The organism is Rhodococcus sp. WB1 (assembly GCF_001700945.1).
Lineage (GTDB): Bacteria > Actinomycetota > Actinomycetes > Mycobacteriales > Mycobacteriaceae > Rhodococcus > Rhodococcus aetherivorans.
This window is the reverse complement of record NZ_CP015529.1, coordinates 3,838,014-3,852,987: the sequence shown is the minus strand read 5'-3', so window position 1 is coordinate 3,852,987 and position 14,974 is coordinate 3,838,014. Positions and strand designations below refer to the sequence as shown.

General features: G+C 70.6%; 16 protein-coding genes, 1 tRNA gene and 1 pseudogene. 9 read left to right on the top strand and 9 right to left on the bottom strand.

Features of this window, described 5'->3' with window-relative positions; translation table 11 throughout:
- The first annotated feature begins 236 nt into the window (after positions 1-236).
- Positions 237-1,586 (top strand): sugar transferase, encoded by a 1,350-nt coding sequence (locus tag A4U64_RS17005; RefSeq protein ID WP_231771877.1) that lies wholly within the window; start codon positions 237-239, stop codon positions 1,584-1,586.
- Between the two features lie 37 nt (positions 1,587-1,623).
- Here the strand turns inward: A4U64_RS17005 and efeB are convergent, their stop codons facing one another.
- The 3 genes from efeB to efeU are packed head-to-tail and all read right to left on the bottom strand — an operon-like array spanning position 1,624 to position 4,942.
- Positions 1,624-2,898 (bottom strand): iron uptake transporter deferrochelatase/peroxidase subunit, encoded by a 1,275-nt coding sequence (gene efeB, locus A4U64_RS17000; protein WP_029542174.1) that lies wholly within the window; start codon positions 2,896-2,898, stop codon positions 1,624-1,626.
- Positions 2,895-4,034 carry an iron uptake system protein EfeO gene (efeO, locus tag A4U64_RS16995; protein ID WP_050034810.1) on the bottom strand — a complete coding sequence of 380 codons (1,140 nt, stop codon included), beginning with the start codon at positions 4,032-4,034 and terminating at the stop codon, positions 2,895-2,897. The genes efeB and efeO overlap by 4 nt, the downstream gene beginning before the upstream one ends.
- Positions 4,035-4,063: 29 nt before the next feature.
- The gene (efeU, locus tag A4U64_RS16990; protein WP_050034811.1) at positions 4,064-4,942 is read right to left on the bottom strand and encodes an iron uptake transporter permease EfeU; all 879 of its coding nucleotides are present in this window, start codon (positions 4,940-4,942) and stop codon (positions 4,064-4,066) included.
- Between the two features lie 139 nt (positions 4,943-5,081).
- Between efeU and A4U64_RS16985 the strand changes: the two genes are divergently transcribed.
- The 6 genes from A4U64_RS16985 (at position 5,082) to A4U64_RS16960 (ending at position 9,584) form a co-directional block, all read left to right on the top strand.
- Positions 5,082-5,843 carry a lytic transglycosylase domain-containing protein gene (locus A4U64_RS16985; RefSeq protein ID WP_006940789.1) on the top strand — a complete coding sequence of 254 codons (762 nt, stop codon included), beginning with the start codon at positions 5,082-5,084 and terminating at the stop codon, positions 5,841-5,843.
- Positions 5,844-5,996: 153 nt separating this feature from the next.
- A complete protein-coding gene (gene eno, locus A4U64_RS16980) occupies positions 5,997-7,283 on the top strand; it encodes a phosphopyruvate hydratase (protein WP_006940797.1) in 1,287 nt (428 codons plus the stop codon).
- 10 nt (positions 7,284-7,293) lie between these two features.
- Positions 7,294-7,956 (top strand): FtsB family cell division protein, encoded by a 663-nt coding sequence (locus A4U64_RS16975; RefSeq protein WP_006940798.1) that lies wholly within the window; start codon positions 7,294-7,296, stop codon positions 7,954-7,956.
- Positions 7,953-8,480, top strand: coding sequence for a DUF501 domain-containing protein (locus tag A4U64_RS16970; RefSeq protein WP_065922861.1), 528 nt, complete (start codon positions 7,953-7,955; stop codon positions 8,478-8,480). The genes A4U64_RS16975 and A4U64_RS16970 overlap by 4 nt, the downstream gene beginning before the upstream one ends.
- On the top strand, positions 8,477-9,436 hold the full coding sequence (locus A4U64_RS16965; RefSeq protein WP_029542185.1) for a Ppx/GppA phosphatase family protein: 960 nt from the start codon (positions 8,477-8,479) through the stop codon (positions 9,434-9,436). The genes A4U64_RS16970 and A4U64_RS16965 overlap by 4 nt, the downstream gene beginning before the upstream one ends.
- Before the next feature lie 74 nt (positions 9,437-9,510).
- Positions 9,511-9,584, top strand: a tRNA-Leu gene (locus tag A4U64_RS16960).
- A gap of 266 nt (positions 9,585-9,850) precedes the next feature.
- Here the strand turns inward: A4U64_RS16960 and A4U64_RS29235 are convergent.
- Together A4U64_RS29235 and A4U64_RS16955 are read right to left on the bottom strand one after the other, a co-directional pair.
- Positions 9,851-10,105: pseudogene (locus A4U64_RS29235) on the bottom strand (DUF1214 domain-containing protein); the annotation flags it as partial.
- Positions 10,106-10,524: 419 nt separating this feature from the next.
- Entirely contained in the window at positions 10,525-10,875 is a 351-nt protein-coding gene (locus A4U64_RS16955; RefSeq protein ID WP_029542191.1) for a DUF1254 domain-containing protein, read from the bottom strand.
- A gap of 533 nt (positions 10,876-11,408) precedes the next feature.
- Between A4U64_RS16955 and A4U64_RS28570 the strand changes: the two genes are divergently transcribed.
- Positions 11,409-11,579, top strand: a complete 171-nt coding sequence (locus A4U64_RS28570) for a hypothetical protein (protein WP_006935777.1) — start codon at positions 11,409-11,411, stop codon at positions 11,577-11,579.
- Positions 11,580-11,611: 32 nt separating this feature from the next.
- Here A4U64_RS28570 and A4U64_RS16950 read toward each other — a convergent pair whose 3' ends face one another.
- Positions 11,612-11,791 (bottom strand): hypothetical protein, encoded by a 180-nt coding sequence (locus tag A4U64_RS16950; protein ID WP_006935779.1) that lies wholly within the window; start codon positions 11,789-11,791, stop codon positions 11,612-11,614.
- A 144-nt stretch (positions 11,792-11,935) separates the two neighbouring features.
- Here A4U64_RS16950 and A4U64_RS16945 point away from each other — a divergent pair, with 144 nt between their 5' ends.
- Positions 11,936-13,429, top strand: a complete 1,494-nt coding sequence (locus A4U64_RS16945; RefSeq protein ID WP_050034814.1) for an amidase — start codon at positions 11,936-11,938, stop codon at positions 13,427-13,429.
- Between the two features lie 19 nt (positions 13,430-13,448).
- Here A4U64_RS16945 and A4U64_RS28260 read toward each other — a convergent pair whose 3' ends face one another.
- From A4U64_RS28260 to A4U64_RS28565, 3 genes are all read right to left on the bottom strand, one after another.
- Positions 13,449-13,598 carry a hypothetical protein gene (locus tag A4U64_RS28260; RefSeq protein WP_006935782.1) on the bottom strand — a complete coding sequence of 50 codons (150 nt, stop codon included), beginning with the start codon at positions 13,596-13,598 and terminating at the stop codon, positions 13,449-13,451.
- 94 nt (positions 13,599-13,692) lie between these two features.
- Positions 13,693-14,394, bottom strand: a complete 702-nt coding sequence (locus A4U64_RS16940) for a type 1 glutamine amidotransferase domain-containing protein (RefSeq protein ID WP_050034815.1) — start codon at positions 14,392-14,394, stop codon at positions 13,693-13,695.
- Between the two features lie 276 nt (positions 14,395-14,670).
- Entirely contained in the window at positions 14,671-14,814 is a 144-nt protein-coding gene (locus tag A4U64_RS28565) for a hypothetical protein (protein ID WP_006935784.1), read from the bottom strand.
- Positions 14,815-14,974 lie beyond the last annotated feature (160 nt).

Sequence of the window (14,974 nt, the reverse complement as noted above, 5' to 3'; positions counted from 1 at the left end):
GGGTCCGAGAGTCGTGCGACTCCGAAATGGGGCGGGCCCTGATGCAAAACCGGGAAACGGCGAGAACCTTCGCTGGGGCGGGAAACGCCCCAGAAGGCTCGTCCGTGGAGCGAAGGGGCGGGGACCGGACAGGAGTGGTCCGGAGCCTGCCCGGGCTGTGTGCTCCGGAAGCCGTGCCGCGGCCGGCCTGGGAACGACGCTATGCGATTCTTGTCTTCTGCATCGACCTCTTGTGCGTGCTGATTGCGGACCTGGCCGTCACCTTCGGCTACCACCGGGGGGAGTTGCCCAGTGGTAAGACGCTCGCGCTCGTGATGGTCGTACCATTCGCTGCCGTGCTCGCCCTGGCGGTGCAAAAGGCATGGGATGCCAGGGTTCTCGGGGCGGGTGTCGAGGAGTTCCGGCGTGTCGGCCGTGCCTACGTCCTTGCGATCGCGGTCCTGGCGGGGGCCGGATACGCGTGGGGGACGGCAAGCGGCCAGTCCTGGATCTTCGGCGCCTTGCCCCTGGCCGGCGCTGCAACGCTGGGTGCCCGCCTGCTGTTGCGGCGATTCGTCCGCATGCGCCGCCGCCGGGGACGCCTCGTGCGGTCGGTGCTCGTCGCGGGTGACTCGATCGAGGTGCACGAGCTGCTGGCCCGGGCGGGGGAACTGCGTGATGCGGGCTGGCAGGTGGACGGGATCTGCCTGCCCGCCAGGACGTCAGGAGTGGTGCTGCCCCTCGCCGTCGACGATGTGCCGGTGCTGGGGACCGAGGACGACATCGTCGGAATCACTCAGCTGCACGGATTCCAGGCGGTGGCGCTGCTGCCGTCGAGCGGTTGGACGCACTCGAAGACCCGCAGACTCAGCTGGGATCTGGAGCACACGGGCGCCGATCTCCTCATGGCCCCGGTTCTCATGGACCTGGTGGGGCCGCGCCTGCACATGGCACCGCTCGCCGGGCTGCCGTTGCTCCAACTCAGTGCCCCGCGCTACGCCGGCCCGGCGTGGTTGGTGAAGAACATCTTCGACCGCGTGGCCGCCCTGATGATCGTGGTGCTCCTGGCGCCGTTGCTGCTGGCCATTGCCCTCGCCGTCCGGCTCACGAGCCCGGGTCCCGTGCTCTTCCGGCAGACCCGGGTCGGCAGGGACGGGCGGACGTTCACGATGTTCAAATTCCGCAGCATGGTGGTCGATGCGGAGGATCGTCTCGCCGACCTGACCGACTGCAGCGACGGCAACGGGATCCTGTTCAAGATGCGGGAGGACCCCCGTGTCACGCGGGTCGGCCGCTTCATCCGCCGGTACTCGCTCGACGAACTGCCGCAGCTGTTCAACGTGGTCACCGGCGACATGTCGCTGGTCGGCCCACGTCCCCCGCTGGAATGCGAGGTGGCGCGGTACGGAGAGGACGGCGCCCGCCGGCGGCTGTTCGTCAAGCCGGGACTGACCGGCTTGTGGCAGGTCAGCGGACGAAGCAACCTGAGCTGGGAGGAATCGGTCCGCGCCGATCTGCGTTACGTCGAGAACTGGACCTTCGCCCTCGATCTGTCGATCCTGCGCAGGACCCTCCGGGCCGTCCTGCACCGCGACGGCGCCTACTGAGCCCCGCTCGGCGTCACCGATCTCGTTCCGGGACGGTTCACGCCTCGAAGAGCGCCTGCCCCCAGTACTCGCCCGGTGCCGGCCCGGCCGGGCACGCGAATACCGCCGACCCGACGTGCTGGATGTACTCGTTGAGCGCGTCGCGTCGTGCCAGTTCGCGCTGCATCGGCACGAACTGCTCGAGCGGGTTGCGGCAGAACGCGATGAAGAACAGGCCCGCATCCAGGTGGCCGAAGCCGTCGGAGCCGTCGGTGAAGTTGTAGCCCCGGCGCAGGATCTTCAGTCCGCCGAGGTGCTGGGCCGACGCGAGGCGCACGTGTGCGTCGACGGGGACGAACGGCCCGTCCGGTCCCCTGGACTCGAGGTCGAGTTCGTCGAACTCGCCGGTCTTCCCGAGCGGAGCGCCGTCGCGCTTGGTGCGGCCGATCACCTGCTCCTGCTCTTGCAGCACCGCTCGGTCCCACTGCTCGATGAGCATGCGGATCCGCCGCGCCACCAGGTAGGTGCCGCCGGCGAGCCAGGCCTGGTCGTCGCCGGGGCCGACCCACACCGACTCGGTGAGCGCGCCGGGGTCCTCGGCCTTGAGGTTGTTGGTTCCGTCCTTGAATCCGAACAGGTTCCGCGGCGTCTGCTGCGACGTCGAGGTGGACGAGGTGCGGCCGAATCCGAGCTGCGACCAGCGCACCGACGCGGTGCCGAACGCGACCCGTGCCAGGTTGCGGATGGCGTGCACCGCCACCTGAGGATCGTTGGCGCACGCCTGGATGGCGATGTCGCCGCCGCTGCGGGCCGGATCGAGGTTGTCGGCGGGAAAGTGCGGAAGTTCCTCGAGTGCAGAGGGTCTGCGGTCGGCGAGACCGAACCGGCCGTCGAACAGCGACGGGCCGAACCCGATGGTCAGGGTCAGCTGGGAGGCGTCGAGGTCCAGGGCCTCGCCGGTGTCGGTGGGCGGATGGTAGGGACCCTCGCCGGTGGCACCGTCCTCGGTGGCCTCGAGCCCGGCGGTCATCCGCTCGGCCATCTCGGTCCACGTCTTCAGCAGCGCGACGAGTTCGTCCCGGTCGTCGGTGGTGACGTCGAACGCCACGAAGTGCATGCGGTCCTGGGCGGGGGTGACGATCCCGGCCTGGTGTTCGCCCCGGAACGGGACGGCGCCGGCGTGGGCGGTGTCCGCGCCGGGTGCGGTGACCCGGCCGACCACCGCGCCCGCTCCGGCGAGCGCGGCGCCGGCACCGACCGCACCGAACAGGCGGCGGCGAGAGATGCCTCCGCGGGCGGCGGGGGCCGCGGCGGTGTCCGGGGTCCCGCTCATGCGCCTGCAGCTCCCGCGACGACACCCTGCACCTTGCTCACCTCGGCCGAGAGCGCGTCGATCAGGCGCGAGAGTTCCTGCCGCTGCGGCTCGGTCACGGTGTCGTAGGAGACGAAGCCGTCGCCCTGCCGGTACCGGGCGAGCGCGGCGTCGAGGTCGGCGAACCGGGCGTCGATGGCCTGCCCCAGCTGGGGATCGTTCGCGTCGAGGATCGGGCGCAGCGCGGCGACCGCGGCCTGCGAGCCGTCCACGTTGCCCTGGAAGTCCCACAGGTCGGTGTGGGAGAAGATGTCCTCCTCACCCGTGATCTTCGAGGTGGCGATCTCGTCGAGCAGGCCCTGCGCATTTCCGGCGATCTTGGTCGGGTCGACCGTGTAGTCGGCGGCGTTCACCAGGTCGGCCAGCTCCTGGACGTCGACCGCGAGCTGATCGGCGATCGCGCCCGTGTCGGGCTGGGGGCCCTGCACCCACAGGTCCTTCTCGAGCCGGTGGAATCCGGTCCAGGCCTGGCCGGGCTCGAGGTCCGCCTCGCGCAGGTCGATCCGCGGGTCGAGGTCGCCGAAGCTCTCCGCCTCCGGCTCGATGCGTTCGAAGTAGGTGCGGCTGACCGGGAACAGCCGCTTGGCCTCGTCGGCGTCGCCGGCCTTCACGGCGGCCACGAACTCGCCCGTGGCGGTGACGAGGGCTTCGGTCTGGCTGCGGATGTACCGGCGGTAGCCGTCGCCCGCCTCGGTGAGCTTGCCGTCGGCGTCGGTGGCGGCCTGGGAATCGCCCGTGACCACGAACTCCTGACGGATCCCGTCGCCGACCATGCCGGGGCGGCAGGACAGCTCGTAGGTGCCGGCCTCGGGCAGGTTCACGATCAGCTGCCGGGTGAGTCCGGGGCCGATGTTCTCGATCTCGCCCATCACCCGGTCGCCGGCGGCGAACACGTAGAACTCGGTGACCTTGGTGCCGTTGTTGGTGATGCTGAAGGTCGAGTGCCCGGTCGCGCCGTCCGCCGCCGCCACGTCGCATGCGGTGTCGGTGGCGGTGACCGCGATCGCGTCGTCGCCGGCGGTGGACTTCTCGGTGCAGCCCGCCAGGGCGAGGGGCAGGGCCGCTGCCGCCGCGAGGGCGTACGTGGATCGACGCATGGATCGGTGCCTTTCGAACAGGGAGGGGGTCAGACGGCGACGGCCGGTTCGGGTGTGCGGGCCGGCGCGACGGGACGCAGGAACACGTACAGGACGACGACGAGGTAGCTCACCCACGCGACGGCCTGGAGGACGGTGGGGTCCGGACGGAGGTTGAAGATCCCGGCCAGCACGGTGCCGTACCAACTGCCGGCGTCGTAGTGGGCCGAGACGTCGAAGGCGAGGTTCGAGCCCCCGGGCAGGACGCCGCCGATCTGGAGGGCGCGCAGGCCGTAGGCGAGAATGCCGGCCGCGACCACGATCAGGAAGGCGCCGGTGTACTTGAAGAAGCGGGCCATGTCGATCCGGATCGCCCCGAGGTACATCAGTACCGTGAGCCCGGCGGCCACGCCGATGCCGAGGAGCAGGCCGACGAGCGGCCAGGCGCTGCCGGCGGTGTTCTCCGCGTACCCGACCATGAGCAGTGCGGTCTCGAGGCCCTCACGGCCGACCGCGAAGAACGACAGGGTGAGCACCGCCGCCGGTCCCGCGAGCAGTGCCTTCTCCATTCCGGAGCGCAGGTCCCCGGAGATCGACCGCGACGCCTTGCGCATCCACAGCACCATGGCGGTCACGATCACGACCGCGGCGAGCGACGCGAGGCCCGCGGCCACCTCGGCGGCGAGGCCGGTGAGGGTGGTGGTGCCGAAGTGGATGATCCCGAACGTCGCGGCGACCATGGCGACCGCGGCGCCGACGCCGAGCCATACCCACCTCAGGGCGTCGCGGCGCTGGGCCTTGACGAGGAAGGCGACCAGGATCATCACGACGATGCCCGCTTCGAGGCCCTCGCGGAGCCCGATGAGGCCGGAGCCGAACAGCTGGGTGGCGATCGACGGGGCCTCGGAGCTCGCGGCGAGTGCGGACATGGGCATGACTCCAACGGTTAGGTGAGGCGAACCTCTCTTAGGTGATGCAAGCCGAAAACATACACCCGGTCGGGACTCCGTCGACAGGGACCTTGGTCTCTTTACCTGCGCTTTGCCGGGGATATGGATGATGGGAACCATGCCCCCTGCCGCCTCGCGCCGACGCTCACCGTGGCCGCGCGTCCTGGTCGGCGCCGTCGCCGCGGTGATCCTCGTGGTCGTCGGCGTTGCCGTCTGGAGCCCGCGCGAGCCGCGCATCCCGATCCCGGACGGCGTCCCGCCCGCCCCCGGAACCGCGGTCCCGGCGATCGACGTCGACGCCCCCGGCCGCACCGCCGACCAGTTGCGGGACTGGGCGGCACCGCAGGCCGAGGCGCTCGGCATCCCCCGCACCGCGCTCGAGGCCTACGGTCACGCCGCAGCCGTGCTCGCCGCCTCGCGCCCCGGCTGCGGGCTCGCATGGACGACGCTCGCCGGCATCGGGAGCGTGGAGAGCCGGCACGGCCGGTACAACGGCGCGAGCATCGCCCCCGACGGACGCGTCGACCCGCCCATCCGCGGTGTGCCCCTCGACGGTGGTCCCGGACTGGCCGAGATCCGGGACACCGACGGCGGCCGGCTCGACGGCGACCCCGTTCTCGACCGGGCGGTGGGGCCCATGCAGTTCATCCCCGAGACCTGGTTCCGCTGGGGCGTGGACGCGAACGGCGACGGCGTCGCCGACCCCGACAACATCGACGACGCGACCCTGACCGCCGGCCGCTACCTGTGCGACCGGGGCGGCGACCTCACCACCGCCGAAGGCTGGACGCGGGCGCTGACGGCCTACAACCTCTCGGGCGAATACCTCGCGCTGGTGCGCGACCGCGCCGCCGCGTACGGGGTGGGCCGTCGGCCCTGACGCGGCTGCCCGATCCGTCCGCCTCCCCGCCGGGCGGGCGGCCGGTGGCCGCCGCCGTGGGGCGCGCCGTGCTTCGGGCGCAGGTCGGGGCGGTTAGGCTGTTCCCAGCGTGCAGACCCCGCAGCGTGAAGTCCATCGAAGGAGAATCAGCCAGTGGCCATCATTGAGCAGGTAGGAGCCCGCGAGATCCTCGATTCGCGTGGTAACCCCACGGTCGAGGTCGAGGTGCTGCTCGACGACGGAAGTTTTGCCCGCGCTGCGGTGCCCTCCGGTGCGTCCACCGGTGAGCACGAGGCCGTCGAGCTGCGCGACGGTGGCGAACGCTACCTGGGCAAGGGCGTCGAGCAGGCCGTCGAGGGCGTCCTCGGCGAGATCGCCCCCGCCATCATCGGCCTCGACGCGACCGAACAGCGCACCGTCGACCAGGCCCTCCTCGACACCGACGGCACCCCCGACAAGGGCCGGCTCGGCGCCAACGCCCTGCTCGGCGCGTCCCTCGCCGTCGCCAAGGCCGCGGCCGAGTCCTCCGGACTCGAGCTGTTCCGCTACCTCGGCGGCCCGAACGCCCACATCCTGCCCGTGCCGATGATGAACATCCTCAACGGCGGCGCCCACGCCGACACCGGCGTCGACGTCCAGGAGTTCATGGTCGCCCCGATCGGCGCCCCCACCTTCAAGGAGTCCCTGCGCTGGGGCGCCGAGGTGTACCACGCCCTCAAGTCCGTGCTCAAGAGCCGCGGCCTGGCCACCGGTCTCGGTGACGAGGGCGGCTTCGCGCCCGACGTCGCCGGCACCAAGGAGGCCCTCGACCTCATCAGCGAGGCCGTCGCCAAGACCGGTCTGAAGCTCGGCACCGACGTCGCGCTCGCGCTCGACGTCGCCGCCACCGAGTTCTACACCGAAGCTGCCGGCTACAAGTTCGAGGGCAAGGACCGCACCGCGGACGAGCTCGCCGACTTCTACAACGAGCTGCTCTCCGCGTACCCGCTGGTGTCCATCGAGGACCCGCTGAGCGAGGACGACTGGGACGGCTGGGTCGCACTGACCGACAAGATCGGCAACAAGGTGCAGCTCGTCGGCGACGACCTGTTCGTCACCAACCCCGAGCGTCTCGAGGAAGGCATCGTCAAGGGCGCCGCCAACGCGCTGCTGGTGAAGGTCAACCAGATCGGCACCCTCACCGAGACCCTCGACGCCGTCGACCTCGCGCACCGCAACGGCTACAAGTCGATGATGAGCCACCGCTCCGGCGAGACCGAGGACACCACCATCGCCGACCTCGCCGTCGCCGTGGGCAGCGGCCAGATCAAGACCGGTGCCCCGGCCCGCTCCGAGCGCGTCGCCAAGTACAACCAGCTGCTGCGCATCGAGGAGTCGCTCGGCGACGCCGCCCGGTACGCCGGCGAACTGGCGTTCCCGCGTTTCAACATCGAGGGCTGAGCGCACCCGCATGAGCCAGCGCGGTAGGTCCCGGCCCGGTGCCCGGCGCACCCGCACCGAGGGTGCGCCGGGCGTCCGGCGGCCCGGACGGGCCCGCCCGGCCGGACCTACCGCCTCGACGGAACCGCCCGCCGACGCTCCCGGTGCCCGCACCGGGGGCGCATCGGGGCGGGCCCGGCCCACCCGCGTCGGAACGCCGCGCGAGTCCCGGCCCGCCCGTGCCGAGCGCACCTTCCTCGGCCTGTCCACCGGCCGTGCCGTCGTCCTCGCCCTCGTGGTGTGCGGCCTCGCCCTGACCCTCGCGGTTCCGTTGCGCACGTACGTCAGCCAGCGCTCCGAGGCCGAGCGGGTCGCCGCGGAACGGGCACAGCTCGAGCAGGAGATAGCGGCGCTCCGCGAACAGAAGGCGCAGATCGAGGACCCGGCGTGGATCCGCGCCCAGGCCCGCGAACGGCTACGGTTCGTCATGCCCGGCGAGACTCCCTACCAGGTGCAGCTGCCCGGCGACTACCAGGAACCGGTCACCGAGCAGACCGAGGAACTGCCCTCCACCGGCGCCTGGTACAGCGACCTGTGGCAGTCGGTGTCCGTTCCCGCGCCAGAACCCGAACCCGCCCCGGTGCCGCGGCAGATGCCGGTGGCGCCCCCAGAACCAGGAGAACCGACCGGGTGACCGATCCCGTCGCACAGGAAGACCTCGACGCCGTCGCCGCCCAGCTCGGGCGGGCCCCGCGTGGCGTCCTCGCCATCGCCTACCGCTGCCCGGACGGAGCCCCCGGCGTCGTGAAGACCGCGCCGAAACTGCCCGACGGCACGCCGTTCCCGACGCTGTTCTACCTCACCGATCCGCGGCTCACCGCCGAGGCCAGCCGGCAGGAATCCGGCGGGGTCATGAAGGAGATGACCGAGCGGCTCGCCGCCGACCCCGACCTCGCGGCCGCGTACCGGCGGGCCCACGAGTCCTACCTCGCCGAACGCGACGCCATCGACTCGCTCGGCACCGACTTCAGCGGCGGCGGCATGCCCGACCGCGTCAAGTGCCTGCACGTGCTGATCGCGCACTCCCTCGCCAAGGGGCCGGGCGTGAACCCGTTCGGCGACGAGGCCGTCGCCCTCGCCGCCGACGCCGGCCTGCGTGGCACCGCCGTCCCCGCCGACTGGCCGACCTACGCCGAGCTGCGCGGAGAGACCGAGTGACCGCCGTCGGCGCCCGCCGCGTCGCGGCGATCGACTGCGGCACCAACTCCATCCGCCTGCTCATCGCCGACCTCGGCGACGACGGCCGGCTCACCGACGTGACGCGGCTGATGCGCATCGTCCGGCTCGGGCAGGGCGTCGACGCCACCGGCCGGCTCGCCCCCGAGGCGATCGAACGCACCCGCGTCGCCCTCGTCGAATACGCCGGCCTCATCCGGGAGACCGGTGCGCAGGCGGTGCGGATGGTCGCGACCTCCGCCACCCGCGACGCCGCCAACCGGGACGACTTCTTCGCGATGACCCGCGAGGTCCTCGGTGCGGTGATCCCCGGTGCCGAGGCCGAGGTCATCACCGGCGACGAGGAGGCGCGGCTGTCCTTCACCGGCGCCGTCGGCGAACTCGACCCCACCCGGGGGCCGTTCGTCGTCGTGGACCTCGGCGGCGGCTCCACCGAGGTGGTGCTCGGCGACGCCGACGGTGTCCATGCCGCCTACTCCACCGACATCGGCTGCGTGCGGCTCACCGAGCGGTGCCTGCACGACGACCCGCCCACGGCCGAACAGATCGCGGCGGCCCGCGAGTTCACGAGGGAGAAGATCGCCGAGGCGCTCGCACACGTGCCGGTCGAGCAGGCCCGTACCTGGGTCGGCGTCGCCGGCACCATGACCACGATCGCGGCCCTCGCGAACGGCCTCGCGGAGTACGACCCCGAACGCGTGCACCTGTCCACCGTCGGTTTCGACCGGCTGCGCGAGGTGTGCGACGGCCTGCTCGCCGCCACGCACGACGAGCGCGCGGCGCTCGGCCCGATGCACCCCGGACGGGTCGACGTCATCGGCGGCGGGGCGATCGTGACGACCGTGCTGGCCGACGAACTCGGCCGTCGCGCGGGCATCGGCGAGCTCGTCGTCAGCGAGCACGACATCCTCGACGGGATCGCGCTGTCGATCGCGTAGGTGGCGTTGCCGCCGTGGTGTCCTTCCGGACCTGCCCGGGTCCGGGAGGACACCACGCACTACCCTCTTCTTGCGCCCCCATAGCCCAATTGGCAGAGGCAGCGGACTTAAAATCCGCCAAGTGTCGGTTCGAGTCCGACTGGGGGCACTCGATCTGTACAATTCGGCGACCAATTCGCGGCGTAGCAAATGACCCGCACCACCGGGTGCGTCGTCGGGTGAACAGTAAGAGGTGCCCAGCATCGACGGCGGTGATCCCTTCAGATCTCCACTTCTTCGATCTCCCCGGGGCGCCAGGACCTGTCGAAGAACGGTTGCAGCGGGCTGTAGAGACGCAGGCACACACGATCCCCTGTCCGGCGTCGTCTGGATCCAGGTGCCATCGGGTACGCCGTCGGGGAGTTCGGGCGCGAAGTGCACCGTCGTCGACCCGTCGGGATCGGCGGTCGCAGCCCGGCGAGGGTAGCCCTGGCTGCCGACTTTCGAGAATCGTTGCGGTGTGTCGAGCATGGACCGGGTCTGGTTGTCCCACGCGGTCAGGGACCAGAACCTGGCGGCCGGGATGCCAGGGGGAAGCGACACCGTGTAATGCCTGCCGCCGTCGAGGGTTCGGCCCTCTTTGTCCGCGGCCGCGACGAGGTACTGCGAACCGAGGTTCGTGATCCGCATGCACATCGCCGGACTGATTCCCCAGGCGAGGTAGAAGAACTGGGTGCGAAGATGCAGCTTCCGTGCGCCGTCGGACGGGTACGGCCCGATTCCCGTGTCGGAAACCTCCGCGGGCGGGGTCATGAGGTCGTAACCGCCCGCGAGCAGGCCGTTGACCCATTGCGACGCCTCCCCGTAGTAGTGGACCCCGTCTTCTGTGCGCGGGCGGAAGGTGAGGGTGCGTGCGATCGCATTGCCCACGGCGGCTGCCTCGGTCAGGATCTCCCGCATCCGCGCGTCCGGCTCGAAGGCCTTGCCCTTGACGATCCCGATCGCGGCGAGTTCGCCGGCAATCTCGGCATCGAGTGCCTCGGCGGGCTGGTCGCTCACCAGGTCACTCGCGAACTGGTAGAACGAACTGTCGTTGGGATTGACGGTGTTCATGGGGAGACCGGTTCCCTCGACGAACCGCCGGCACCGCGGTCCGGGCCGCCCATGCCGGAGTCGGTCACCCACCGTGCCCACATGTCGTTCATGAATGTGAGTGTGAGCGGCGGACTCTCGACTACCAGTGGACCGCCGGTCAGGTCCGCGGACGTCGAGAAGTAGAGAGAGCTGGAACTTCCCCCGAGCAGGATCGTCCTGGAGTCCAGCATCCCCGACCACACGACGACGTCGTTGTCCCGGATGCCCGCCTCGAGATACCCCTTGCGCATCGCCCAGCTGTTGACTCCGGGAAGTGCATTCAGGAACGTGTTGAGGGCCTCCGAAGGCCGCGTGGTTTCGTCCATGATGTCGGTCCTCTCTCGGAATCAGTGGACTCGCAGGTTGAGCCCCGGATGCGCGGTACACAGTCGTCGGCCGCCGATCGAGTAGCTCCCTTCACCTGCAAGGGATGAGGAGCGCAGGCCCCGCCTGCTCCCAGCCCATTCCTCGGTCGGGAAGCGTCCACGGGTGCGTGCGTGCCCACGCGTCCGCCTAGTCCTGGGTCGCGAACGGCTGCTCGTCGACGACGGCGCCGTCCGTGTGCACGATCCGGGAGTACTTCCAGTGGGCATCGTCCCGGACGAAGGCCCTGGTCGCGGCGCATTCGTCGAATCATCTGCGCTCAGCAGCCGCCAGGCAGCGAAGGCCTGTTGCTGTCCCCGACAGCCGACCGACACCCACTGATGATCTTGTTCGCACGGACTTGCGGACCGACCAGGTCCTCACCGTTGTCGGGGTTCTGTTCTCGGACGCTCGTGACTGCCGGCGAGCGTTGACGGAGGCGGACGACCGCTCGTCTCACCCAGCGGAGGACCCGCGATGACGATACGTTCGGTGTATGTCGAACGAAACCGAAAGTGCCGTTCTGCCCCTCAGCACCCCGGTCACGATGAGCATCGTCCGTGCGTTCCTCGCGGGCGCTCCGGAAGACGCCACGCTGGAACTCGATTCGTCCAATTCTGCAGAGCCGAGACTCGTGCTGACGTGGGCGAAGCGTCAGGAGGGCTGAATCCACCCCCCGAGCAGCCCGGTCCGCTGCGGTCAGGTCCGCTCGGAGTTCTCCCGCTTCTCCCAGTCTGCCTCGACCTGCTCCTCCAGGGTCCATCCCGGGGTTCCCGCCCGCGGATGCGTGTGCGCCCACGCCAGGGCCTCGTCCTCGGTCTCGAACGGCTGCTGGTCGACGACGGACCCGTCTTCGTTGACTATCCGAAAGTGCTTCATATCCAAAATCGTTGCAGGCCCCCGTCCCGATCGGGCGCATTCGGTCGAACCCGGTCGCGCGAACATCGCGGGAAAGCGCTCCCCTCGCGCTGGCCCCGGCGGGAGAATGAGGAGACACCGCCGGGTTCCCGAGGAGGCGGAGCCGTGGACTACGCCGAGTACCGCCGGTTCGACGCCGTGGGCCTTGCCGGGCTCGTCGCGAGCGGGCAGGTCGACGCGGGGGAGCTGCTCGAAGCGGCGCTGAGCCGACTCCACACTGTGGAGCCGACTCTGAACACGGTGGTGTACCGGCTCGACGAGCGCGCCCGTGCCCGGGCGCGCGAGATACTCACCGGCCCGTTCGCCGGGGTGCCGTTCCTGGTCAAGGATCTGTTGCAGGACGTCGCCGGGACGCCCACCGGAAGTGGCAGCCGCGCCCTCGCCGCACTGCCCGCCGAGCGCAACGCGCTGGTCGTGGACCGGTGGCTCGGAGCGGGACTGGTGATCTTCGGGAAGACCAACACCCCCGAGTTCGGCGCGAAGGGCATCACCGAGCCGGAGGTCAACGGTCCCACCCGTAATCCGTGGAATCCCGCGCACACCCCGGGCGGATCCTCCGGGGGTTCGGCCGCCGCGGTGGCGGCGGGGGTGGTGCCGGCGGCGGGGGCGAACGACGGCGGCGGTTCGATCCGTATCCCGGCGGCGTGCTGCGGGCTGGTCGGCCTGAAACCGGGGCGCGGTGTGGTTCCGAGTGGTCCCGCGTTCGGTGAGCTCCTGCACGGAGCCGTCAGCCACGGGGTGGTGACGCGCACGGTACGGGACACGGCGGCGATGCTGGACGTGCTCGCCGGTCCGGACCCGGCGGGTCCGTATCTGGTTGCCATGCCCGAGGATTCGTATTCCTCTGTGGCGTCGGAAGAACCCCGCAGGCTGCGCATCGGATTCGCGACGGAATCGCCGCTCGGCACGCCGGTGGATCCGGCGGCCGTCGCGGCCGTCGCCGATGCGGCGACCCTGCTCGGCGAACTCGGGCACCACGTGGAACCCGCGGCCACCGGAGTCGACGAACGCGGCCTCGCAGTGGATTTCCTGACGATGTGGTTCGCGGGGGTGGCCGTCGAGATCCGGCGAGCCCGTCGGCTCACCGGGTGTGGTCCCGAGGGATTCGAAATGGACACCCGTCTTCTCGCCGCCCTCGGGGACTCGGTGCGGCCGTCCGAGTACCTCGCCTCGCTCGAGCGGTGGAACGGATACGCCCGCCGGTTGGCGGTCTTCCATGAGACGTACGACCTGTTGCTGACTCCGACGCTTGCGTTCCCGCCGGCGCGGATCGGTGAGTTGACCACCCCCCGCGTCGTCCGCGCCGCCGGTCGCGCCCTCCTCGCGGCACATCTGGGAGGGGTCCTCCGCCGGGCGGGCGTCATGGATCGCATCGTGGACGAGAACCTCGGTCGGACGCCCTACACCCAGTTGGCGAATCTGACCGGAAGGCCGGCGATTTCGTTGCCGCTGTACTGGACGACGACGGGCCTGCCGCTCGGGGTGCAGTTCGTGGCGCCTCTGGGCGGTGAGGGTTTGCTGCTGTCCCTGGCGGCCGAACTCGAGCGGGCACGACCGTGGTTCGACCTGCAGCCGCCGTTGTCGGTGCCGGCTGCCTGACTGCAGTGTCGGCCACGCGTCAGGGCAGCGGCGCGCCCGCCGTCAGCAACAGCACGGTCCCCACTGCGACGACGACCGCGATCATCACGACGATCGCGGCCGTGCCACGGGGCTCTTCGGGGTCCCCGAAGAACGGCTCTTCCTTGTTCCACTTCCACAGCCGGCGCACCCCTACATGAAACCGGGTGACCGGTATGTCCGCAATGTGACACCCCGCGCCCCGGCTCGGTCAGGGCGACAAGCGTCGCCCGCTCGGGGCGAGATCAGTTCTTCGCCGCCTCGACCACCCGCTCCGCCACCTCGCGCGACGACGCCGGGTTCTGTCCGGTGTAGAGGCGGCGGTCGACCACGACGTGCGGTTGCCACGCCGGTCCCGCGGAGAACTGGGCGCCGCTCTCACGGAGGCGATCCTCGAGCAGCCACGGCGCCTTCTCGGCCAGCCCGGCCTGCGTCTCCTCCTCGTTCGTGAAGCCGGTCATCCGGTACCCGTCGAAGAGCCAGCCGCCGTCCGCGCGTCGTGCCGGCAGCAGTGCGGCGGGGGCGTGGCATACGACGGAGACGAGCTTGTCGGCGTCCAGGAAGTTCCCGAGCAGCCGGCCGAACGGTTCGGACACGGCAAGATCCTCCATCGGGCCGTGCCCACCCGGGACGAACACGAGGTCGTAGTCCTCGGCGCGCACGTCCTCGAGCACGGTGGGGGAGTCGAGGACCGGCTTCAGGTCGGCGAGGGTCTGCCGCAGTTCGTCGCTGCGCTCCTCGCCTCCGGCGGCGTCGGGCGCGAGACTGGCTTCGTCCACGACGGGGGTGCGGCCACCCGGTGTGGCGAACGTGATGTCGAATCCGGCGTTGGTGAACACCCGGTACGGCTCGATCAGCTCCTCGGCCCAGAACCCCGTGGGGTGTCGCGTCCCGTCGGCCAGCGTCCAGTGATCGGCTCCGGTGACGACGAACAGCACCTTGGTCATGATGGAAGTCCTTCCGGTCGGGAAAGGGTCGTGGGCGACCCTCGGACTGCGTTCCCGTTCCCGGCCGATTCCAATCGTCGACCGAACGGCGTCCGGAATGACGAACGCCCCGGCGCGGGGCCGGGGCGTTCGCGTGGCCGGGTCTTCCCCACCGGCCGCCGTCCACTGTACGCCTTCCGGACGGCGGCCCTGTCGCACGGGCCTCGAGGGCAGGGAGACTGCCGGGATCGTCTGGCGGGCTTGTCATCCCGCAATCCGGGCCGGCAGTGACGCGGATCAGGCCCGGGCGGAGAAGATGCCGTGGTAGTCGTACGGACCGCTCGGCGGCTGCGAGGTCGCGACGGGCTCGGTGTTCCCCTCGTCGCCGGGAGTGGTGGGCTCGACGAAGAGCGGCGTCTGGAACTCGGTTTCGTTGTGCATGATGTCCTTTCGGGCCGGCGAGCCGGGTCGGGGCGGCGGAGCCGCAGCTGTGGTACCCCGACGCTGCCGCCGCTACACCCGTACCCGGTATGCGGGTAGGACGGTCACGGGACAGGGCTCGGTTGGTGGTGCTCGACCGAAATCACGCTGTACTCGCCCG